Below are 22,721 nucleotides of genomic sequence, written 5' to 3'. Positions count from 1 at the left end.
GCTATTTGTGCAGCGTACAATGCTGCTATTACAAAAGTAACTCATCGATATCTATTGATGAATAAAAATAGAGATAAACGAGGGCAGGCAAGCTTATGAACAACAACTACCGTAAACCGCTGCAATCCACCCAGCTGGAATATTATGACGTGCGACAGGCCGTAGAAGATATTCAGCCAGGCGCATATGCCAAACTTCCTTATACTTCCAAAGTCCTGGCAGAGCAGTTGGTGCGTCGTTGTGATCCTGCCATTCTGGAACAGTCTTTACGCCAGCTGATTGAGCGTAAACAGGAACATGATTTTCCCTGGTATCCGGCACGTGTAGTGTGTCATGACATCTTGGGGCAAACGGCACTGGTTGACCTTGCCGGTTTACGTGATGCGATTGCAGAACAGGGCGGTGACCCGTCTAAAGTCAATCCGGTGGTACCAACCCAGTTAATCGTCGATCATTCACTGGCGGTTGAGTTTGGTGGTTTTGATCCGGATGCCTTTGAGAAAAACCGTGCTATTGAAGATCGCCGTAATGAAGACCGTTTTCATTTTATTGAATGGACCAAAACCGCGTTTGAAAATGTTGATGTAATTCCTGCGGGCAACGGCATCATGCACCAGATCAACTTGGAGAAAATGTCTCCGGTGATTCAAAACCGTGATGGTCTGGCATTCCCGGATACCTGTGTTGGTACAGATTCGCATACACCTCATACAGATGCATTGGGCGTGATCTCGATTGGTGTTGGCGGCTTGGAAGCCGAAAACGTGATGTTGGGCCGTGCATCGTGGATGCGTCTGCCAGATATTATCGGTGTGGAATTGGTCGGTCAGCGTAAGCCGGGCATTACCGCAACGGATATCGTCTTGGCACTAACCGAATTCCTGCGTAAAGAACGTGTGGTTGGCGCATATTTAGAATTCTTTGGTGAAGGTGCTGACAGCATGTCAGTCGGTGATCGTGCCACGATTTCCAACATGACCCCGGAATATGGCGCAACGGCTGCGATGTTCTATATCGATCAGAACACGATTGATTATCTGACTTTGACCGGTCGTGAGCCTGAGCAAGTCAAACTGGTCGAAACTTATGCCAAAGAGATCGGACTTTGGGCATCGGATATGACTCAAGCGGAATATCCACGTGTGCTGCGTTTCGATTTATCGACTGTGACACGTAATATCGCTGGCCCATCAAATCCGCATGCACGTGTCTCGACATCTGATCTGAAAGAAAAAGGTATTGCCGGTAATTTAGAGGCAGCTCGTGCGCAAGAAGCAGAAGGCTTAATGCCAGATGGTGCGGTGATTATCGCGGCGATTACCTCTTGTACCAATACATCAAACCCGCGAAATACCGTGGCGGCAGGTTTGCTAGCACGTAAGGTCAATGAATTGGGCTTGATCCGTAAGCCTTGGGTGAAATCTTCTTTTGCACCGGGTTCTAAAGCGGCTGCTTTGTATTTGGAAGAAGCAGGCGTACTTAAAGATTTAGAAAAACTGGGCTTTGGTATCGTGGCCTATGCATGCACGACTTGTAACGGCATGTCGGGCGCATTAGATCCAAAGATTCAGCAGGAAATCATCGACCGTGACCTGTATGCAACAGCGGTGCTTTCGGGCAACCGTAACTTCGATGGACGTATTCATCCTTATGCGAAGCAGGCATTCTTGGCTTCACCGCCATTAGTAGTGGCTTATGCGATTGCCGGTACGATTCGTTTTGACATAGAAAAGGATGCTTTAGGAAATGATAAAGATGGCAACCCGATTTATCTGAAAGATATCTGGCCATCGGATGAAGAAATTGATGCGCTGGTAAAAGTGGCTGTAAAACCAGAACAATTCAAAAAAATCTACATTCCAATGTTCGACTTGGGTGTGAATGAAAAGGCAACAAGTCCGCTGTATGACTGGCGTCCGCAAAGTACCTATATCCGTCGTCCGCCGTATTGGGAAGGGGCTTTGGCTGCACCGCGTACCTTGTCAAATATGCGTCCGCTTGCGATCTTGGGCGATAACATCACCACTGATCATTTATCACCATCGAATGCCATTGTGCTCGACAGTGCGTCAGGTGAATACCTGAAAAAAATGGGCGTGCCTGAGGAAGACTTTAACTCCTATGCAACGCATCGCGGTGATCACCTGACCACGCAACGTGCGACTTTTGCTAACCCGAAACTGTTTAATGAAATGGTGGTGCGTTCTGACGGCACCATCAAACAGGGTTCGAAAGCACGTGTGGAACCTGAAGGCGAAGTGATGCGGATGTGGGAAGCGATTGAAATCTACATGAACCGTAAACAGCCGTTGATCATTATTGCCGGTAAGGATTATGGTCAGGGTTCGAGTCGTGACTGGGCAGCAAAAGGTGTACGTCTGGCGGGTGTAGAAGCGATTGTAGCAGAAGGTTTTGAGCGTATTCACCGTACCAATCTGGTTGGTATGGGCGTGTTACCGCTTGAGTTTAAGCCGGGTACAGATCGTAAGACTTTAGGTCTTGATGGTACTGAGCTGTATAGCGTGATTGGTAATATCGCGCCACGTTCGACTTTAACTTTGGTAATTGAGCGTTCAACCGATGATGGTAAGAACCAGATTATTGAAGTCCCAGTCACTTGCCGTCTGGATACTGAAGAAGAAGTACATGTGTATGAAGCGGGTGGGGTATTACAACGCTTTGCACAGGATTTCTTGGAAGGGAATGTGGCTTGATTTAAGTTACTTCTTTTTAATCCACCCCAACCCTCCTTTTTAAAAGGAGGGAGTTCTCATCTTTTTGAAAGATAAGAAGCATTGCTTCGCAAGGGTGAAGTTAAAATTATTGAAGTTGTTTAAAAAGACCCCTACTGTGAAGTAGGATTTTTATTTAGAGCATTAATGTCTTTATCAAGAAAATACAAACAGGTACTTTTCTTTTTATACTTAAGCAATTGAGCTTCCTCAATGATTAAAGACGTCTATAACTTTAAGGGAATATAAAATTTCATATGGCTATGGTGATAATTTTGTATTAACGCACTGCGCTATACTTGGCCTTATGCATCACTTATCTCAATGTTATTAAACTAGTTAACTTGAAAAAAATAATAAATTATCACTTAATTAATGAGTTACTAAATAATAATTAGAAATACTACTTTGCCCAAACGACACTATCATTTACAAAAATGGACAATAGACATTCATCACCAGAGGGTTATACTAGTCAGACCATTTCTAAAACCATGGAGAACAAAGATGGTTACTGCTGGCGAAAAACCCGGAACAGGCTTCTATTTTTGTGTTCAATGCGGACACCGCACCTACTTAGAAATTGGTACTGATCGTTTACCACCGTGTACCAAATGCCAAGGCAATCAATTTAACAATAAGAATGCCTAAGCAAAACAACTCAAACAGTTACCCTCTGTTTTGAATGAAAGCCCTATTACTCGATAGGGCTTTTTGCTGTGGTATCCAAATCTCATACATAGAAATAAAAGATTATTATGAGAAAACAGTTTTATGTTGGGAGGAATCTTAGTTTAAAGCAAAAAATTATAATAAATTCAAAAAATTATTTGAACTCTTAGTATAAAAGGTATAGGTTGTCTGTTTTAAAAATTAGCTAACCACTTAAAATTAAGGTTAGATATTTCCGGGGGGGAAACAATGAAAAAATTTACAGCTTTAATATTAGGCAGTGCAATCCTATTTACTTCAGGTTGTGCCACGATGTTTAATGGTTCAACACAAACTGTGAATATCCGTAGTAACGATGAATTGGCTAAGCTATATGTCAATGAAGAATATATGGGTCAGCGTAATACTGTCTATACCTTCAAAAAGAAAGAAAATTATGTAATTAAAGCAGAGAAGCAAGGCTGCCAAACCAACATCGTTATTCCACAAAAAACTTTTGATCCAACAACTTTATTAGGTGTTTTCTTGGATTGGGGAATTATCTCTATTCTCGTTGTGGATGGTGCTGCTACTGGTGCATGGCAAAAGTTCAGCCAGACAAGTTTTGTAGTGGATCCTAATTGTTAAATAGTTTACTTCGATTTAAAAAATATCCCATTAAATAATGGGATATTTTTTTATAAATTTTATTTTTTAAAATATTATTGTTTGAAAATTGATCAATAAAACCCCATATAAAAGCCTAGATTCACAGTGTTTAGGGCGGCTTAATTGAAACATTATCTTGATCTTAATCACGACTCAGGTGTTGCCAATTACGAGATTGGTAACGAGTTTATTCGCGTTCAATTCAAGAAAACCTCGAAAGTTTACACTTATAGCTATAGCAGTGCCGGTTATCAGCATGTCGAAAACATGAAACAGCTCGCTCAATATGGCGATGGACTAAATGCCTATATCAATCATCATACCCGACAGCTCTTTGTACGATAAAACTGGTCTGCTTCTTGCTTCAGTGAAAGTCCTAGAAGGCAAATATTTTCTAAAGAGTAAATACCTGCCTAGAAATAGTGCAAGTGCATATATTAAAAAGAGGGCTATCAACTATGGATATTCAACAGCACGCACCAGAGTCAGGAAAATTAGATAAAAAAGCCCATTTCTATTCCGCATGGCCGCTCATCTTGATTCTTTTCGGGGGCGCGATTGGCTCGTTTTACGCTGTGATCGCTTACCTGCTTAACCTGAAAATTTATAGTTCTGAGCTAACCAGGCTCAACAAGGTCTTAGCCAATCTTCTGTGCGGGATGTCCGCGATTAGTGCCTGGTGGTTTAGTGCGCAATGGATTCAGGGAACATTCTTTCAATAAAACAGCAATCCTGTCCTGAATATAAATTGCAATAAAGTCTCATTTTGGCGAATAAAAAAGCATAAAAAATTGGAAATGGAATTTATTTCTCTATATGTGGGTTAATAATGAAATAAATTTTCAGATTTAATGCAAATTAAAAAAACATAGGAAATTAATCCCGTCCATCTTTGCCTAATATAGCTTTCAAGGGTGTGATGGGATCGGAAAGAGTAGCATGCTGTGAGCGGCGCAAAACGCGAGTGCAGTACGAACCTAAAAGGTCTCGATTCGGCTTAGGACGCTATAGACCAAAAGTTTATAGGCTATAAGATCAGGTCTTACAAAGAATGATAGTTGAAGTAAACCATTGCGAGTTTTCCCAACACCCTAAAAAATTCTCCAGCAATATACGTAGAATTAAAAATTAAAATAAATATAAATCATGAATTTAATAAAAATATCCAGCTAAGCAAGATACAAATAAGCTCTTCATTTCTCAACACGATCTGTTATTTTAAAAACATCAGCTGCCCCCTAGGGGAATCCTCATGAATCTCGATATCTGGTGTCGTTTTTTACTGTTTTGCACACTCATCAATTATATCATTCTCATGATCTGGTTCATGGTCTTTGTCTTTGCCCGAAACTGGATGAAGCAGGTGCATGGAAAATGGTTTCGGCTGTCAGACACCAGTTTTGATGTGATTCATTATTCGGGTATGGCGGTGTATAAAATTGGCATTCTGCTGTTTAACCTGACACCGTTAATTGCAATCTATCTGATGAATCAAGGCTAAGTGCGGTGTTGTGATTAAATCTTCGAGTGATAAAAATAAGATCGAATTAGTATCATTTTATCGCTACTTGATAGCGTGGCAGGATCAATAAGAATGAAAAAAGATTTCAAAGGAGTTGAAGGATGAATCAATTCAAACCGGCCCTGATTTTAGGTGCCTTGATTTGCTTAGGGATGATTATTGCCGGATGGATTCTGGGTAATAGCGCGCTGAAAATTAAACAATATGAACGTATAGTTTCCGTCAAAGGCTTGTCGGAACGCGAAGTCAAAGCCGATGTGGCGGTATGGCCAATCCGCTTTAATGCCGGCAGTCAGGATTTGGCCGAATTGTACGACACCATGCAAACCAATACCCAAGAAATTCAGACCTTCTTAAAAAATGAAGGATTTAGCACGGAAGAAATTACCAGTGCTTCACCAAGTATCACCGATAAATACGCGCAGCAATATGGCGGGGATGCCAATGTTGCATTGCGTTACACTGCTAGTCAGACCATTACAGTCTATACCCATAAAATAGATGCAGTACGCGCGGCACAAAGTCGCCTGGTGGCCTTGGGCAGAAAAGGCATTGCCTTTGCCGGAGATGATTCCGGACAAAGAACGGAATATTTATTTACTAAGCTGAATGACATCAAGCCTGCGATGATTGAACAGGCCACCGAAAATGCGCGCAGTGTAGCGGAAAAATTTGCTGCAGATTCAAAAAGCAGTCTGGGCAAAATCAAGTCCGCCAATCAGGGGCTGTTTAGTATTGAAGATCGCGACAGCAATACGCCGTATTTGAAAAAAGTACGCGTGGTCTCGACGGTCGATTATTATCTGGCAGATTAAGCTGAGCTGGTCAAGCACGGTAATTGACAGCCTAGAAGCCGCTTGTTATTTTGCGCGCATTATTCCAGATGCTGTACCCTTAAAATGCCCATCAACAATGACTTTGTCTATTGTCCACCGCAAGAACCGCTGCATATCGTTTATGAAGATGATGATCTGGTGGTGATTGAAAAGCCGGCCGGATTATTGTCGGTTCCGGGGCGTTTACCTGAACATCACGACAGTGCCTATTTGCGGGTACTGGACCAGTATCCGCAGGCCAAAATTACCCATCGTCTGGATATGGCCACCTCCGGTATTTTGATGTTTGCCAAACACCGCGATGCAGAAGTGGCGGTGAGTAAAATGTTTCAGGCACGCACGGTACATAAAAATTATGTTGCACTGGTACAAGGCAAACTTGAAGGTGAGGGCAGCGTTGATGTGCCTTTGATTACCGACTGGGAAAACCGTCCGCGTCAGATGGTGCATTTTGAACTGGGCAAGGCCGCCAAAACCCTGTATCAGGCCTTAGAATATCTACCCCAGCAAGACATTAGCCGGGTACTACTGACACCAATTACTGGCCGTTCCCATCAGCTACGCGTGCATATGCTGCATATCGGTCATCCCATTACTGGCGATAAAATTTATCATCCTGAACCCCAGCGCAGTCCTTTAAATCGTATGGCCTTGCATGCCAGTTATTTGGCTTTTACCCAGCCTTTGAGTGGTGTCCCGGTCGAAATAAAGGCAGACATACCATTCTAATTTGATTCTGCTTAATAGTTAGATTCAACCGGACACATGCTTTTTAATCTCATAAATATGATCAGGATCAAGCTCTTAAACTGGGCAATCCGAATAAAAAAGTGTGAGAATTTATTTCGATAACAGCGTGGAAATGAGTGGCTTTATAAGCATGTTCAAATGAAATTTTCTACTGATCCATTGCCTGATCGGCTGTAACTGCAGAATATAAATTTTAATGTTCGGTTTATCTCTTGATGATGAGCCTAGAGAATTTTTATTCTTTTATCTCCCACTATAGGCCTGATGCCTTTATTTTTCTAATTTTCCTTTCATTATTTTTAAACTTTCAAATTATATCCTTTGATATAAAAAATATCGTAAGTTGTTTCAGAATGGATTTGGTTTAAGCTGGAAATCAGCCCGCCATGTATGACTTACACATAAAAATTTTGTAGAAAAATAAAATGAATGAATGACTTAGTGGTGATCAATGGCTTTGCTTATCTGGCTGAAGTGATGCAAAATCAATCATGACTTTATAATAAATTTTTAATTTGATGGTTTAGGGCGCTGCCCGGGGTTAAAGGAAAGAACGATGCTCAGTATGGCTCTCTTCGTTCTCGCGAGTATTTCAATATGTGCATTGCTATGGAGCTTGAAGGTACAGGCTTCATTACGCAGCAATATTCAGTTTTTACAGGAAAATCTGGATCATTCCCGCAGCAAATTGGCAGATTATGAAACTCAAGTCGATGAATTGAATTATGAAATCACCCAACTGCGGGTACAGAATGGCAGTTTAAACATTGCGCTGAATAAATATAAAAAATATCAGGATATCTGGGATATCGAGCAATATATTATTAACCGGACTTTGCAGGCCGAAAACTTTGTTGAAGCGACCAAGCTGGATGCTTCGATCATGATCGATGATCTCAAAGCCTATATCGCAAGAGTAAAAGATTATCTTGCCCAGTTTCAGGCGCAGGCCGTGGCCGAGGTTGAGCAGGAGGCCCGACAAAGTTTGCACGGTTATTATGAACAGGCCAAACAACAGCATCGCTTGCAAGAGGTATTGAGTGCTTTAGAGCATAAAATACAGGCCCAGCGCTTCGGCTTGCAGCTTCCCGCAACACAGGTTTTAGAGCAGCTGATTGAGGGTTATAGCGAAACGGATGCGGTTCGGTATTTACGCAATGTCCGTGACAGAATTCAGCAGGCCATAGAAACACAGCAGGTGGCGAGCTGTAATTATGTCGACGACAATCGCCGTCGAAGTACTATTGAAATCCTGAGTCTGGCTTTCAACTGTAAGGCAGATTTATATCTCTCTCAATTAAGCACAGAAAATCTGGGCGAGATATTGCAAGCCTTAAAGGATGATTATGTCTTGCTGAATTATACCGAGCAGGCACTGAGTCAGGCGATGATTCAAGAATCCTATCTCAATCTGCGTTTAGAGGAGCTCAAGTTTGCTGCACTGGTTTTGCAATTGAAACAAGATCATCTGCATCCATACATCGCTTAGATCATGACACTCATAGGGCTAGAAGATTTTTACCAGAGTATTCTGAATGCCATAAGTTGGTTTAAATCCTGATATTTTTCAGGATTTTTGACCTTTAGGTATCTTGAATATATTGATCCCCTTACTTATTTTTATATTTATAAAAATCATATGTTTATTTATGGTTAAAAGATAATATTTTTTGTCTGTATCTCGATAATGGTACAAAAATCAGCTAATCTTAAATGCAGAATAAAACAGCATCATAATAAGGATACTTCTATGTCACGTGATTACAATCAATTCCCTGACGATGAAAATGGCAATGTACTGTGGCAAATGCATCAGGATGGCGACGACTTGCAAGAAGCGCACGAAATTGAATTTTCGATTGCCTTTGCGGATGAAGCGCAGGCAGATCGTTGTGCCTTGCATCTATTAAAAGAAGAGCAAAAAATCAGCCTGTTTCAGGACGAAGAAAGCGATACCCTGGAATGGATTATCACGATTTATGTGTATATGGAGCCTGCCTACGAAGATATCGTGGATCTGGAACAATGGTTCAGCAAAATCGCTGCACAATTTCAGGGCGAATATGATGGCTGGGGTTGCATGGCCTATGTCTATGATGATGAGCTGGATGACGAAGAGAGCAGCCTGCGTAGTAGCTGAGCATGCTTGTATTTAAAGCATTTAAAATAAGAGACCCGGTGCTGCCGGGTTTTTTTTATTACTCTTTAATTGCTATACGAAGGTTTGAGCTTGAGTATAGATACATACTCATTATATATAGCCAGCTCAAAACTGGATAAAATAACTGAGTACTTAACTCAGGCTGATGATGCTGAGGATTTAGTTACAACAAATGCAGGGAATATCCCGCAATAAAAAATAATAAGAACAAAGGACAAGAAAAAATGAGTTACACCTTAAAAATGCATCGTGTGTTCAGCGCACCACCGGAGCGGGTGTATCGTGCCTTTGTGCATCCGGATGCACTGGCCAAATGGCTGGCACCACATGGCTTTATTGCCAAAGTAGAACATGCGGAAGTTAAACCCGGCGGCAGCTATAAAACCACCTTTACCAATTTTTCTACCGGGACCCAGCATCATTTTCATGGTGTTTATCATGAGGTCATTCCCAATCAGTTGCTGCGCTATACCGATCAGTTTTCTACCCCCGAATTGCAGGGTGAAATAGAGGTCACGATCATCTTTGAAAAAGTGTCAATCGGTACCGGTTTACACATTATTCAGGTGGGTTATCCGGATGTGGTGCCGCCAGCGGTATGTCATTTGAGTTGGCAGGAATCACTGCAACTCCTGTCTTTGCTGGTTAATCCGCAGATTTCAGACAATTAATTCCTTGGATCTCCTGTGTTGGTTTCATCCCAATGTCCTCTCCATCAGCGCGCCTGACAAAAATGCTATACTGTGAGCTTATTTGTTTCATTTATTTTATTTTTCTCTTTTTTTCGAGGTTTTTATGGGTCTGCCAAAATGTCCAAAATGTCAATCTGAATATACCTATACAGATGGCGATCTACTGATCTGTCCTGAATGTGCACATGAGTGGAAAGAAGGTGAAGTCACTGAAGAACAAGTGATCATCAAGGATGCCAACGGCAATGTGCTGGCGGACGGTGATAGCGTCACGGTGATTAAAGACCTGAAAATCAAAGGTTCATCTTCAGTGGTGAAAGTGGGCACTAAAGTCAAAAGTATCCGTTTGTTGCCTGATGCTGCCGATGGGCATGATATCGATTGTAAAATCGAGGGGATCGGCCCGATGAAATTGAAATCCGAATATGTCAAGAAAGCTTAAATTTAGCCTTAGACTAAAATTCTGACGAGAGAATAATACGGTTGATTAATCGTATTATTCTCATTATTGCTGAAATTCGGGGCTGATCATTTTCCTGTCGCCTGATCCTCACATTTCGATTTGAGATCCCTTTAATGCCGCACCTGTATCTGGAATATTCTGACAATCTGCAACATATCGAGATCAAACCCTTATTGGTCGCGATTCATCAGGCACTTTTTAACGCCGGCCATGTCACCGATCCCAATGATTTAAAAAGTCGTGCGATTATGCAGCAGGATTATGTGATTGGACTGAATGTTGTTACAGATCAGGCCTATGTGCATGCTAAAGTTTCACTGTTGAGCGGGCGCAGTGTCGAAGTTCGTCAGGCAATTTCCGAATTGGTGCTCGACGTCATGCAGCAATATATTGCGGCCCAGCCAGACTTAAAAATACAGCTTTGTGTCGAAATCATTGAAATGCCAAAGCAGACCTATAGTAAAGCCATTATCTGAATGATGGCTTTTATCTGTTGATATGGCATGGATCAAATGCCTTAAAACTTTATTAATGCCATACGAAATTTATAAACAGATCGACTTGGTCTGTAACAGCCCGCTATCTTATTCAGATCTAAAATTATTTCTATTTTTAAATGACGCTTTATGTCATTTACAGGCATGCAATAAAAGTTCTAAAGTAACTTTTAATCGCTGCTGATTTTTGAATCATCCAATCTAGAAACAGCATATTCATCCTGATTAAAATAAAAATAATTTAAAAAATAATCTTCAGGTGAGCTGTATCCAATCCGGCAGTGGGAAGAGCAAAGCGAGAATAACGCTTTAGCATAGGCATAATAATAAGAACAAAAAGATCAGAAATCCGGTGAGTTGATTGAATCCCAGATTTCAGGTCTGACTTGTCCGGTTGAAGGAAATTTTATGCAGGTTTTTGGGGATGAAAAATTGGCTCAGGAAGTCATGGCATTTCTTCAGGAGTGGGATAATGCCGTAGCCAGACTTGAAATTCAGGATATTGTTCAATTATGCCGACCCGATATCCGTCTGGTCGATGTCAGTATGGAAGTGAAAGGTGTAGAAGCCTATCAGGCACTCTGGCAGCAATATCGGGCATTTATACCGGAAGGCATACGCATCGAACGCCAAGACCTTAATATTCATGTCACTTCTGATCTGGCTGTAGTCGATGGTTATGTCCGGGTGAATTATGCGGTGATTGAACCGATTTTCCAGTTGGGCTGGTGTCGGGTCAGCATGTGCCTGAGCAAGCAGCAGGGCAAATGGCAATTGCTGCATCAACATACTTCAGTTCCTGTGCAACTCGAAACCCGGAAAATGCGCCGGATCAAAAGCGTGAGTTAATCTATTTACCTGAAAAGATTTAAGTGAAATATCTTTGCAAATGATTACAGGAATACCTTTGTAACAAAAATATAGAAAGTCCTAAATTATGTTGAAGGAATAATATTTTAGGACTTTTCAGGTGGATAACAACAAGAACAGTCAAGTAAAACCAAGACAGGTCAACCTGCAACAACAGACTGAAGTATTGATGCCAGATCAGTCCGAGCGGCAGCGCACCCAACATGCACTCAGAATGATGGCAGGCTTTGTAATTGCTGCTGTAGTCATGACGGCGTTGTATTTTGGCCGGGATATTTTTATTCCGCTGGCTTTGGCCATTCTGCTGGCATTTTTACTTTCTCCTCTGGTTTCCCGTTTAAAGCGCTGGGGCTGTCCCCAATGGGCGGCGATTGGCCTGGTCATGTGCTTGACCTTGTCATTTCTGGGCGGCACAGCGACTTATCTGGGGGTGCAGCTTGGCAAGCTGAGTCAGGAACTGCCGCAATATCAGGACACCATCCAGCAAAAACTGAAAATGCTCGAAAATTATCGTCAGGGACCGAGTATGTGGGACGGTGCGATCCAGACCTTTGACACGGTAGAAAATTCGATAGACACCCAAGAACAGGAAACAGAAGACCCGAATGTGCAGAATGTCAAAGTCGTGGGCCTAGAGCCAACGAGTGAAGAGGCTGCGCTGGACTGGTTGAATAAAATCCTGAATCCGTTGGCGATTATCGGGATTGTGTTCCTGTTTATGGTATTGATTTTATTCAATGGTAAAGACCTGCATGACCGCTTTCTGAAACTCTTGGGTGGTAATCTGAATATCGGCACCGATGCGCTGGATGATGCCGGCAAGAGTATCGGAACCTATTTGCGCATGCAGCTGCTGGTCAATGTCACTTATGGCATTCCCATGGCGATTGGTCTGTTATTGATTGGCGTACCGGCAGCGATCATGTGGGGGCTGGTCGCGGTGGTTATGCGTTTTGTACCCTATGTTGGTCCGATTGTTTCAGCTATTTTCCCGATTACACTGGCTTTCGCCGTTGATCCGGGCTGGGACATGGTGCTCTGGACTGTGGGCTTGATTCTGGTACTGGAACTCATCAGCAATAACGTGATTGAACCTTGGCTTTATGGGGAAAGTACCGGTCTGTCTACCTTAGCAATTATTCTGGCGGCCACGTTCTGGACCACTCTTTGGGGACCAGTAGGGTTGATCTTATCGACGCCTTTGACTGCCTGCCTGCTGGTTTTGTCCAACTACGTGCCGGCACTGGGTTTTGTTAAAACTTTGCTTGGCAGTACGCCAGTATTGTCACCCTCCGAACGCTTTTATCAACGACTGGTGGCTGATGAAGTCAATGATGCAATGCAGGTAGCCAATGATTACATCTGTGCGCAATTACCGAAAAAGCCCAGTGCAGAGGAGGTGGCCCGTCGTGTACAAATGTTCTATGGCGAAGTGGCCATTCCAGCCATTCGGATTTATTCTCAAGGACATGATACTGATGTTACTGCCGAGCACCGGTTGCGTCTTTATCAGGGCTTACAGTTCTTTAATCATGCGTTTCAAAAAGCCTATCCGAGTAAATTAAGTACCGAGCAGCCCGAAGTTTATTGTGTCGGTGCGCGTTGGGAAATTGATACCCAAATTTCTGCCATGGTGGCACACGCGCTGAATCTCAAAAATATTGCTGCCCGAAATGATTCGGATGTGCTGATTCAATCGAGTGAATCAGGAAAGGGTATTGTACTGCCAGCTTCGATCAAGATTTTATGTGTGTCGATTTTTCATCATGCGCCTGCGGCACAGATTCGGTTGCTGAAATATAGACTGGCGCAGCAATATCCTGAACTGAAAATTATTTTTGCGACTTGGAGCGTGATGCAGCTGGAGCTTCTGGATGAACTGCAACAACGTTTTGAGCTGGAGGCACTGATCAATAATGTCGATGATCTGATTCTGACTATCGAAACTTATACCTTGAATGAAGGCGAAAGCTGGTTTGAGAATCTGGAGATCAAGAATGAAAAAGAACGGCAGCAGGCTTTAAATGAGTTGGGTCTATTGGATCACCGTCATCAGATCCTTTATAAACAATATATTGAAGAAGCCCGTCAAGCCTTTGACGTTGATTACGCACAAATTTCCTGGCTGAATCAGCACGAAATGTATATTCCAGTCAATCCTTTTACCCAAGAACCTATTGCAACCCGGAAAATGTGCAAGGATTCAGTTTGCACCCATCTGCTTTATCAGAATGAGCCTTTGGTGATTGAAGACTTGCAACGTGACCCACGCTTTCCACATTTGTCAGAGTTAAGACAGCATCATATCCGTTTCTATGCCGGTGTGCCCTTAAAAGATAAAAATGGAATTGCGCTTGGGAGTCTATGTCTGCTGGATAAACAACCGAGACAGATGCAGGCCGAAGATATGATTCTGCTTAAGGCTTTGGCGCAGGATTTAATGGCGACCCTGAGTAATGAGCGCAAGAAAAAAGATAAACAGAAGCAGATTGAGCAGATGCAGCCAGCCACCTCGGCAAGCATTTTAAATAAGGACTAAATGATGAAACAAAAATGGATCTACAGCATCAAAATCATGAGTATCACATTTGGTCTAGCCAGTATCAGCTCATGGAGTCTGGCTGCTATTCAAGGACTGCATTTTTCACATAAAGACTGGGAAATCGCCTGTGATAATACCGGCACCTGCCGCGCTGCCGGTTATCAAGCGGATCAAGATATTAATCAGCCGGTTTCGTTGTTATTAGAGCGTGCTGCGGGTGCAAACAGTGTTATCAAAGCCCAAGTCCAGATTTTGCCCTTAACGATGGCCACACCCACTCGACAGCTTCAGCTGCAAATTATCAGAACACCTTATAGTGTGATTGATCTGAATCGGGAGGGAATAGGGCAACTCAATAGCATTCAAACACGTGCCTTGCTGAAAGCGGTGCAGGGAACGAGTCCAGTGATATTTAAAAATGCGCAATCACGCTGGAACCTGTCGACTGCCGGAGCCAGTGCTGTTTTGTTGAAGATGGATGAATTTCAGCGTCGGCTCTCTACGCCCTCAGCCTTGACTAGACCAGGAAAAAAATCCAATCGGGCGGTGCTCAAAGCCGCAACGATACCGAAAATTCAGATACCAAAATATCAGTCAGGCAAAGTCACTCAAGTGAAACTGAATACGGCAGCCAGTCAGCAGATGATTCGAAAACTGAAAGCCACCACCAACGAGGATCAATGTGATTTGCTGTTTAGCCAGCGTTTTCTCGATGATGATGTTATGACGATTTATCCCATTAATGCCCAGAATCAGCTGATTCAGATTCCATGCTGGCGCGGAGCTTATAATATGGGTAGTGGCTTCTGGCTGATGGATCAAAACAAGCAATTTAAACAGCTGGTAACGACTTCGGGAGAAACATTTAGCCAAGGCCAGATATTTTCCGGGCATAAAGTACGTGGTTTGGGTGATTGTCTGAGTCGGGACGAATGGGCCTGGAATGGCAAGAAATTTGTCAAAAGCTTCAGTAGTCTGACCGTGCAATGCAAAGGCTTTGCTGGCGGTGCCTGGGATTTGCCGACCTATGTAAGCAAAGTCATTTATCCGGCCAAATAGTCTTATTTAAAAAATAGCAGTGATTAAAAAGCCTGACTCATTCAGGCTTTTTAATTTTAAAACATGTGATCTTAAAAACGCTTTGGAATTCTCTGGCCATTTGGAACAGGAATTTCAGCATTTTTTAATACCCCAAATAACCAGGTTTCAGCATGCTGTACTGCGGTTTTCAACTGATCGCCCATAGCCAGACGTCCGGCAATGAAACTGGCCAATGAACAACCAGAGCCATGATATTCACCTGGCAGACGTGGACAGCGAGTTTCGTTGACCAGCTCACCTGCGATATACAGGCTGTTCTGAATGTAATCTGGCGTATCTTCATGCCCACCTTTGACTAAAACTGCCTGTGCACCCATTTCAAATAATTTTTGAGTGGCCAGTTTGAGGTCTTGCTCACCCGTCAGGGCGCGTAGTTCAACCGTGTTCGGCGTTAAGATAGTGGCTAATGGAATCAACTGGGTAAATGCTTTGACCAGCGTTTCTTGATTACCCAGCGAACCGCCACTATTCGCGACCAAAACCGGATCCAGCACATACAGATAATCTGGATGTGCAGCCAGAAACTCGGCCAGTGCTGCGATATTGTCTGTGGTGCCTAACATGCCAGATTTTACGCAACGAATGGGCAGGTCATTGACCACCGCATTGGCCTGTGCCAACAGCAATTCTCTGGAAGTGGCTTCGAAACCAAAAACCTGCTGTGAATTTTGAATAGTGAGGGCTGTGCAGGCAATTGCCGCATGTGCACCACTTTGACCAATGGCTTCAATATCTGCTTGAAGGCCGGCTCCACCTGAAGGGTCTAAACCGGAAAAGCAAAGTACGGTAGGGCGCAAAATGATGTCCTTCATTCACTAAAATTGCATTAGTATAGGCAATTTTGAATGAACTCTCGATATTAATTTATATCGGTACTAATGAGAGGGGATGGGCGGTGATTAAGAATATTTTAATTGATCTGGATGGGACATTAACCGATCCGAAAGTGGGGATTACGACGTCTGCACGCTATGGTCTGGAAAAGATCGGTCATCCGATTAGTGACGAGATCAATATCGACTGGATTATTGGTCCGCCCTTAAAAGCCTCGCTGGCCAAAATTTTAAATGTTGAAGCCGATCATGTTCTGGCGGAGCAGGCCTTGATGGGTTATCGGGAGCGCTTTGCAGTCAAGGGGCTCTATGAAAATCATGTTTTTGAGGGTGTAGCAGATACGCTGGCAGAACTGAAACGCCGTGGTTATCGCTTGTTTGTCGCCACAGCAAAACCGACAGTGTATGCCAAACAGATTCTGGAACATTTTGACCTGGCCCAGTATTTTACCGACGTTCATGGCAGTGAGCTGAATGGTGACCGAACCAATAAAGCCGAGCTGATTCAGTATATTTTAGCGCAGCAACAGTTACAGGCGGATCAATGCATGATGGTCGGTGACCGTGAGCATGACATTTTTGGTGCCCGTCAAAATGGTATTGAGACTATAGCGGTAAGTTATGGTTATGGCAGTCAGGAAGAGTTAGAAGTGGCACAACCTAAATATAAAATTGACCGCTTTAATCAGTTATTAGATTATTTTAAATAAACCCTAATTTTTGCTTATTTTATTTGAGCTGATTTTTAGAGAGGCGATGTCTATAAGCTGGTTCATCTATAGAGATCAATTCTCTTATTAGATGGTTATCTCAATAAAAATCCCGCAGCGTGCGGGATTTTTGCTCTTGGATGAACATTTAAAGCGTCAAAAACCAGGTCGATGCCAGCACCACCATAATGATGATCACCAGTAAAATGTTGATGATCGTCATTCGATGTTGGGGGGGAACTCTGGCTTTGGTCAGAGCATTTCCTGCATGGTCAAACAGGATGACATTTTGCACGCTACTTTCATAACCGAGTTCGAGTAACGCACGCTTTTCAACTTCGGTTAAACCGTCTTCAGGCAGATCCATAATTTGCAGCAGTGCTATAGAGCTAAATAGTTTCTTCATCATTGACGATGGTAACAGCCGTTTCAGCGTCACCGCGGCTGCATCAAAGTCGGCAATAATACTCCGCGGATGGGCATAGGGCACATCGGGTAGCAGGGTATGCGTAATCGTGCCATCTATATTCATCAGCTGCATTTTATCTTTATAGATTTGCACCCATACAGCATCTGGAAATTTCACTAATTGATCTTGCAGCATGGAGAAAGTCTGATTTTGCTGATATTTAGTCATTAAATAATCGATAAACAAATCCCGCATCAAGACGGGATTTGTAAGGTTCGATTATTTGGCAGGAGCACCATATTCATTGTTTTGTTTCTTGGTTTCAGTTGCCCACCACCAGATCAGTACCAGTATACCAATCACGGTAAGCGTCAGTAATTGCCACCAACCAGAGCGCCCTACATCATGCAAGCGACGCGCGCCAACGGCCAGACTTGGGACTAAAAGTGCCAGATTGAGCAGGCTATTCACCAGCGGTTTAGTGCCTAAAACTGTATCAATTACCTCAGCAATAATGCCTAAAATTACACAAAACAGCATAAAGAACCAAAATTCTTTACGGCGTGCGCGGCCGGAAAAGTTTGTATAGTTGGTCAGACATTTTACAAACCAGTCAATGCTGCTGTAATTTTCCTCGGCTTGATCCAGATTTGAATATTTGCCGAGCTGACTGGAAATTTTTTCTCCCAGATAAATAGAACTGCCTAAAGCTAAATAAACCTCAGATGCTTCCCCCGCGGTATTGACGATAAAATCGACCCGATCACCGCGTGAAGGTGGACGCTCACTACGCCAGTCTGCGCCATTAAAGCTATAGCGCTGATTATCATCCCCCGAGATAAAACCGGTATTGTGTTGAATAGAAAAATCAAGGATTGAACCTTTCATGCTTGTTCTCGTCTATTAAGCTAGATTATTTTTTTAAAGCGACGCAATTTCTTATCAGAATAACTTTAGCATAATCTAATTTTTAAAAATTCATAGGGGAATGGCGGAAATTTTCTTATGTTTTTAAAAGCCTTATCGCAATAGTGATTCAGTATTCAATCAACAAAAAATATGGCGTTGCATGCTTTGAAATGAAGAATATTAAACATTAATGGCGCTGACTTATCGCTGAACTTATTATAAGAAAATAAAGCTAAATCTATCTGATGAATATCAAATTGTTCTTTGGAGCTATGGTTTGATGTTATTAAATTTAATATAATGATAAACAAATACTTATAAATTTAAAATTTACAAAAAGTATATAATAATACTAATAAATATAACATTTTGTTCATACTTTTTATCTATTAGTAACAATTTTTTAAAATCAACAGGCGTACAATAAAAAGCTTCATATGGTGATGAAGGTGTCACATTCAATGTATCTCTCCCCATTATCGAAGGCCTTTTACCTTTGCTGTGCCTCTTTCATCTTAACCACGACCACTGTGCATGCTGAAGCTGCTTTCAGTTCAGAAAGCCCGTGGATGCTCGGTGACTGGAACGGGCAGCGTACAGCGCTCCAAAACCAAGGTTATGATTTCAGTTTTGGTTATACCGGTGAAATGGCAACCTTGATCGATGCGCAAAGATCTTCAAACCATAAAACTGAATATACGGACCAGTTTGTTTTTGGGGCACATCTGGATCTGGCAAAAATTGCAGGCTGGCAAGACACCGAAGCACAAATAACAGTGACCCAGCGTAACGGTCAGTCACTGTCTCAAAGCGCTGCTGCTTTAAATGGCCATCTGAGTTCAGTGCAAGAAGTCTGGGGCCGTGGTCAAACCTGGCGCCTGACTGATTTATGGATCAAGAAAAAATTCCTGGAACAAAAACTGGATGTGAAAGTCGGACGCTTTGGTGAGGGTGAAGACTTCAATAGTTTTGACTGTGATTTCCAGAATCTGGCCCTATGCGGTTCACAAGTCGGGAACTGGGTTGGCGATCAGTGGTACAACTGGCCGGTAAGCCAATGGGCTGCACGGGTCAAATATAACCTTAACCCTGAATTTTATGCCCAAGTCGGTGCTTATGAATACAACCCTGAGAATCTGGAACGTGGTAAAGGATTTAACCTGAGTACGGATGGTTCCAAAGGGGCAATGCTTCCTGCAGAAGTGGTTTGGGCGCCTAAACTGGGTGAACAGAAACTACCGGGTGAATACCGTGCCGGTTATTACTACAGTACAGCAGAGGCTGAAGTCATTTCCAATCCAGATCAAACCGATCATCACCATGGGGGCTGGATCGTTGCCAAGCAACAATTGACTGCACATGACGGAGATGCTTCGCGTGGTTTGACCGGCTTTGTGAATGTGACAGTGCATGACTCCAAAACCAATACCGTCAGCGATATGCAAAATATCGGGCTGGTTTATAAAGGCGCGATGGATTCACGTCCTCAAGATGAAATCGCATTTGGTATTGCACGGATCAACATGAATGACGATGTCAGTGCTGACCGTCATCAAGAAATCGATGCAGAAATTTATTATGGCTTACATGCCACCAACTGGCTCACTATTCGCCCGAATGTGCAATATGTGCGTCACGTCGGTGCGGACAAAGACGGTGAAAATGTCTGGGTGGGCGGAATCAAGTTTAATACGTCATTTTAAAACATAGTTTTTAGTTGCAAATACACTATTGAATCTCTAGGTGCTTTGTTGCAGTAATAGGCAATGCCTGCTTAAGACATTGATGTATTTATAACTCAGAATTTAACAATAAGGGTGCTCATGCCTGTCATGTGCATGGACTTTCAAAAAAACTTTTATAGGTGTTCAATATGAATACTTCATCATCAGGTTCAGTACTGAAAACGATTTTAGCGGTCATTGCCGCTGTTTTCGGTATAGGACTGCTGATTGGAGGGATTTATCTTGCAGTGCTGGGTGGGTCTTGGTACTACATCATTGCAGGTATTCTCTTTATTGCGACCGCAGTTCTCTTGTATAAACGAAAAAGTGCTGCACTCCTTGTTTATGCCATATTCGTTTTGGCGACAGTGGTGTGGGGGCTGTGGGAAGTCGGTTCAGATTTCTTTGCACTTGCGCCGCGTTTAGATATTTTAGGGCTGTTTGGTCTGGCCCTGCTGATTCCGGCTGCCACACGTGGCTTTGATCATGCTAAAACCGCGAAAATTGTCTTGGGTGGTTCACTGGCCATTACCATCGCTGTCATGATTTATGCTGTATTTAATGACCCGCAAGAAATTCGCGGTGAATTAAAATCGCAGCAGCCTGCAGCCCACCAGCCAATCCCTGGTGTGGCAGATGAAGACTGGCCTGCTTATGGCCGTACCCAGTCCGGGTTACGGTATTCACCCTTAAAGCAGATTAATACTGAAAATGTCAAAGATTTACAGGTAGCTTGGGAATATCACACGGGCGAATTCAAGACTGAAAATGACTCGGGTGAAACCACCAATCAGGTTACTCCAATCAAGGTGGGTGACAACATGTACATCTGTACCACTCACCAGAAATTGACTGCACTTGATCCGGCAACCGGTAAGGCGAAATGGACCTATGATCCAAAGCTGAAAGCTGATCATACCTATCAGCATTTAACCTGTCGTGGTGTGTCTTATTATGATGTCAACAATACGGCTGGTTTTGAAAGCAGTCTCGCTGCGAAGAAAACCACATCGGCTGAATGTCCACAAAAAGTCATTTTACCGGTCAATGATGGGCGTTTAGTGGCGGTCAATGCGACCACCGGTAAAGTCTGTTCTGATTTTGGTAAAAATGGCGAAGTCGATCTGCAAAAAGATATGCCATTCCCATATCCAGGCGGTTATATTCCAACCTCACCGCCTGTAGTAACCGGCACGACGATCATTATTGCGGGTTCAACCACAGACAACTATTCAACTGAAGAACCGTCAGGTGTGATCCGTGGTTACGATGTGAACACTGGTGAACTGCTTTGGGTATTTGACACAGGCGCTGAAGATCCGAATTTGATTCCTGCACCGGGTCAAAAATTTGTACACAACTCTCCAAATGCCTGGGCACCTTTGGCCTATGATGCAGAGCTAGATATCGTCTACGTACCAACGGGTGTCGGTACACCGGATATTTACGGTGGTCATCGTACTGAACTGGACGAGCGTTATGCCAACTCGATGCTGGCCTTGAATGCGACGACCGGCAAACTGGTATGGAACTTCCAGACTACCCATCACGATTTGTGGGATATGGACGTACCTTCACAGCCAACATTGACCGAGATTAAAGACAAAAACGGCAATATGGTTCCAGCCATTTATGTCTTGACCAAAACGGGTAATGCTTTTGTGCTAGACCGCCGTAATGGTAAAGCGATTGTGCCAATTACCGAGAAACCGGTACCACAATCTGTGAAACGCGGACCTCAGACCAAAGGCGAGTTCTATTCTAAAACTCAACCTTTCTCTGACTTTAATCTGGCGCCACAAGATAAATTGACCGATAAACAGATGTGGGGTGCGACCATGTTTGACCAGTTGGTCTGCCGTGTTGCGTTCCACAAACTGAATTACGATGGCATTTATACCCCACCTTCTGAAAATGGCACGCTGGTCTTCCCGGGTAACCTAGGTGTGTTTGAATGGGGTGGTATGTCAGTGAATCCGGACCGTCAAATTGCATTAACCAACCCGATTGGCCTGCCATTTGTATCAAAACTAATTCCTCAAGATCCGAACCGTCCTAAGACGGCTAAAGGTGCAGGTACAGAAGCAGGTGTTCAACCGATGTATGGTGTGCCTTATGGCGTTGAAATCAGTGCGTTCCTGTCTCCATTTGGACTGCCGTGTAAACAGCCATCATGGGGCTTTGTTGCAGGTGTGGATCTAAATACTCATGAAGTGGCATGGAAACGCCGCATCGGTACTATTCGTGACAGTATGCCGGGCATTCCATTGCCACCATTCAAAATGGGTGTGCCGATGCTGGGTGGCCCTATTTCAACTGCGGGCAACGTGATGTTTGTGGGTGGAACTCAAGATAACTACATCCGTGCCATTAACGTGAACAACGGTGATGAGTTGTGGAAAGGCCGTCTACCTGCAGGTGGCCAGGCTACACCAATGACCTATGAAGCCAATGGAAAGCAGTATGTGGTCATTATGGCGGGTGGTCATGGTTCCTTTGGGACTAAAATGGGTGACTCTCTGGTGGCTTATGCCTTGCCAGACAATAAATAGTTGAATCTCTAATTAAGTATGAAGAAGCCTGATTCGTCAGGCTTTTTTATACGCTATTGTTGAATGCCTACATCGAGTTTTAAGGACACAGAGAAATG

General features: G+C 43.2%; 22 protein-coding genes. 19 read left to right on the top strand and 3 right to left on the bottom strand.

Annotation, left to right across the window (positions count from 1 at the left end; translation table 11 throughout):
• Positions 1 to 95: 95 nt before the first annotated feature.
• The 16 genes from acnD (at position 96) to ACTL4S_RS08445 (ending at position 15,444) form a co-directional block, all read left to right on the top strand.
• Positions 96 to 2,714, top strand: coding sequence for a Fe/S-dependent 2-methylisocitrate dehydratase AcnD (gene acnD, locus ACTL4S_RS08520; RefSeq protein WP_441299164.1), 2,619 nt, complete (start codon positions 96 to 98; stop codon positions 2,712 to 2,714).
• 525 nt (positions 2,715 to 3,239) lie between these two features.
• Positions 3,240 to 3,383 (top strand): zinc ribbon-containing protein, encoded by a 144-nt coding sequence (locus ACTL4S_RS08515; protein WP_004645925.1) that lies wholly within the window; start codon positions 3,240 to 3,242, stop codon positions 3,381 to 3,383.
• Between the two features lie 270 nt (positions 3,384 to 3,653).
• Complete coding sequence (locus tag ACTL4S_RS08510) at positions 3,654 to 4,031, top strand: hypothetical protein (protein ID WP_180038987.1); 378 nt, start codon at positions 3,654 to 3,656, stop codon at positions 4,029 to 4,031.
• Positions 4,032 to 4,175: 144 nt separating this feature from the next.
• Entirely contained in the window at positions 4,176 to 4,397 is a 222-nt protein-coding gene (locus ACTL4S_RS08505) for a hypothetical protein (protein ID WP_441299163.1), read from the top strand.
• A 113-nt stretch (positions 4,398 to 4,510) separates the two neighbouring features.
• The gene (locus tag ACTL4S_RS08500; protein WP_004281730.1) at positions 4,511 to 4,774 is read left to right on the top strand and encodes a hypothetical protein; all 264 of its coding nucleotides are present in this window, start codon (positions 4,511 to 4,513) and stop codon (positions 4,772 to 4,774) included.
• A gap of 530 nt (positions 4,775 to 5,304) precedes the next feature.
• The gene (locus ACTL4S_RS08495) at positions 5,305 to 5,553 is read left to right on the top strand and encodes a DUF6868 family protein (RefSeq protein ID WP_441299162.1); all 249 of its coding nucleotides are present in this window, start codon (positions 5,305 to 5,307) and stop codon (positions 5,551 to 5,553) included.
• A gap of 122 nt (positions 5,554 to 5,675) precedes the next feature.
• Positions 5,676 to 6,389, top strand: coding sequence for an SIMPL domain-containing protein (locus tag ACTL4S_RS08490; protein WP_168730856.1), 714 nt, complete (start codon positions 5,676 to 5,678; stop codon positions 6,387 to 6,389).
• Between the two features lie 84 nt (positions 6,390 to 6,473).
• On the top strand, positions 6,474 to 7,139 hold the full coding sequence (locus tag ACTL4S_RS08485; RefSeq protein WP_441299161.1) for a pseudouridine synthase: 666 nt from the start codon (positions 6,474 to 6,476) through the stop codon (positions 7,137 to 7,139).
• 577 nt (positions 7,140 to 7,716) lie between these two features.
• Positions 7,717 to 8,649 carry an SNIPE associated domain-containing protein gene (locus tag ACTL4S_RS08480; RefSeq protein WP_441299160.1) on the top strand — a complete coding sequence of 311 codons (933 nt, stop codon included), beginning with the start codon at positions 7,717 to 7,719 and terminating at the stop codon, positions 8,647 to 8,649.
• A gap of 261 nt (positions 8,650 to 8,910) precedes the next feature.
• Positions 8,911 to 9,300 (top strand): ribonuclease E inhibitor RraB, encoded by a 390-nt coding sequence (locus ACTL4S_RS08475; RefSeq protein WP_004281735.1) that lies wholly within the window; start codon positions 8,911 to 8,913, stop codon positions 9,298 to 9,300.
• Between the two features lie 245 nt (positions 9,301 to 9,545).
• Complete coding sequence (locus tag ACTL4S_RS08470; protein WP_005106162.1) at positions 9,546 to 9,992, top strand: SRPBCC domain-containing protein; 447 nt, start codon at positions 9,546 to 9,548, stop codon at positions 9,990 to 9,992.
• Between the two features lie 124 nt (positions 9,993 to 10,116).
• The gene (locus ACTL4S_RS08465) at positions 10,117 to 10,455 is read left to right on the top strand and encodes a zinc ribbon domain-containing protein YjdM (protein ID WP_441299159.1); all 339 of its coding nucleotides are present in this window, start codon (positions 10,117 to 10,119) and stop codon (positions 10,453 to 10,455) included.
• A gap of 134 nt (positions 10,456 to 10,589) precedes the next feature.
• On the top strand, positions 10,590 to 10,952 hold the full coding sequence (locus ACTL4S_RS08460; RefSeq protein ID WP_441299158.1) for a 5-carboxymethyl-2-hydroxymuconate Delta-isomerase: 363 nt from the start codon (positions 10,590 to 10,592) through the stop codon (positions 10,950 to 10,952).
• Between the two features lie 429 nt (positions 10,953 to 11,381).
• Positions 11,382 to 11,822 carry a YybH family protein gene (locus ACTL4S_RS08455; protein ID WP_425878667.1) on the top strand — a complete coding sequence of 147 codons (441 nt, stop codon included), beginning with the start codon at positions 11,382 to 11,384 and terminating at the stop codon, positions 11,820 to 11,822.
• 121 nt (positions 11,823 to 11,943) lie between these two features.
• Positions 11,944 to 14,382, top strand: a complete 2,439-nt coding sequence (locus ACTL4S_RS08450) for an AI-2E family transporter (protein WP_441299157.1) — start codon at positions 11,944 to 11,946, stop codon at positions 14,380 to 14,382.
• Positions 14,383 to 14,385: 3 nt separating this feature from the next.
• Complete coding sequence (locus tag ACTL4S_RS08445) at positions 14,386 to 15,444, top strand: DUF1176 domain-containing protein (protein ID WP_441299156.1); 1,059 nt, start codon at positions 14,386 to 14,388, stop codon at positions 15,442 to 15,444.
• Positions 15,445 to 15,515: 71 nt separating this feature from the next.
• Here ACTL4S_RS08445 and ACTL4S_RS08440 read toward each other — a convergent pair whose 3' ends face one another.
• On the bottom strand, positions 15,516 to 16,283 hold the full coding sequence (locus ACTL4S_RS08440; RefSeq protein WP_035341206.1) for a hydroxymethylpyrimidine/phosphomethylpyrimidine kinase: 768 nt from the start codon (positions 16,281 to 16,283) through the stop codon (positions 15,516 to 15,518).
• Positions 16,284 to 16,381: 98 nt separating this feature from the next.
• Between ACTL4S_RS08440 and ACTL4S_RS08435 the strand changes: the two genes are divergently transcribed.
• Positions 16,382 to 17,029 carry an HAD-IA family hydrolase gene (locus ACTL4S_RS08435; RefSeq protein WP_441299155.1) on the top strand — a complete coding sequence of 216 codons (648 nt, stop codon included), beginning with the start codon at positions 16,382 to 16,384 and terminating at the stop codon, positions 17,027 to 17,029.
• Between the two features lie 148 nt (positions 17,030 to 17,177).
• On the opposite strand, the gene ACTL4S_RS08430 is transcribed toward ACTL4S_RS08435, so the two are convergent.
• Together ACTL4S_RS08430 and ACTL4S_RS08425 are read right to left on the bottom strand one after the other, a co-directional pair.
• Positions 17,178 to 17,693 (bottom strand): hypothetical protein, encoded by a 516-nt coding sequence (locus tag ACTL4S_RS08430; RefSeq protein ID WP_004645901.1) that lies wholly within the window; start codon positions 17,691 to 17,693, stop codon positions 17,178 to 17,180.
• A 24-nt stretch (positions 17,694 to 17,717) separates the two neighbouring features.
• Positions 17,718 to 18,326: a DUF805 domain-containing protein gene (locus ACTL4S_RS08425; RefSeq protein ID WP_441299154.1), complete on the bottom strand. Its 609-nt coding sequence runs from the start codon at positions 18,324 to 18,326 to the stop codon at positions 17,718 to 17,720.
• Between the two features lie 482 nt (positions 18,327 to 18,808).
• Between ACTL4S_RS08425 and ACTL4S_RS08420 the strand changes: the two genes are divergently transcribed.
• Complete coding sequence (locus ACTL4S_RS08420; RefSeq protein WP_441299185.1) at positions 18,809 to 20,050, top strand: carbohydrate porin; 1,242 nt, start codon at positions 18,809 to 18,811, stop codon at positions 20,048 to 20,050.
• A gap of 170 nt (positions 20,051 to 20,220) precedes the next feature.
• Positions 20,221 to 22,623 (top strand): glucose/quinate/shikimate family membrane-bound PQQ-dependent dehydrogenase, encoded by a 2,403-nt coding sequence (locus ACTL4S_RS08415; protein WP_441299153.1) that lies wholly within the window; start codon positions 20,221 to 20,223, stop codon positions 22,621 to 22,623.
• Positions 22,624 to 22,721: the final 98 nt, after the last annotated feature.

Origin of the sequence: Acinetobacter lwoffii (assembly GCF_052078135.1) — a bacterium.
In the GTDB taxonomy this organism is placed as follows: Bacteria; Pseudomonadota; Gammaproteobacteria; order Pseudomonadales; family Moraxellaceae; genus Acinetobacter; species Acinetobacter lwoffii_Z.
Note: the sequence above shows the minus strand (reverse complement) of the source record. Positions and strands in the feature narration are given on the sequence as shown.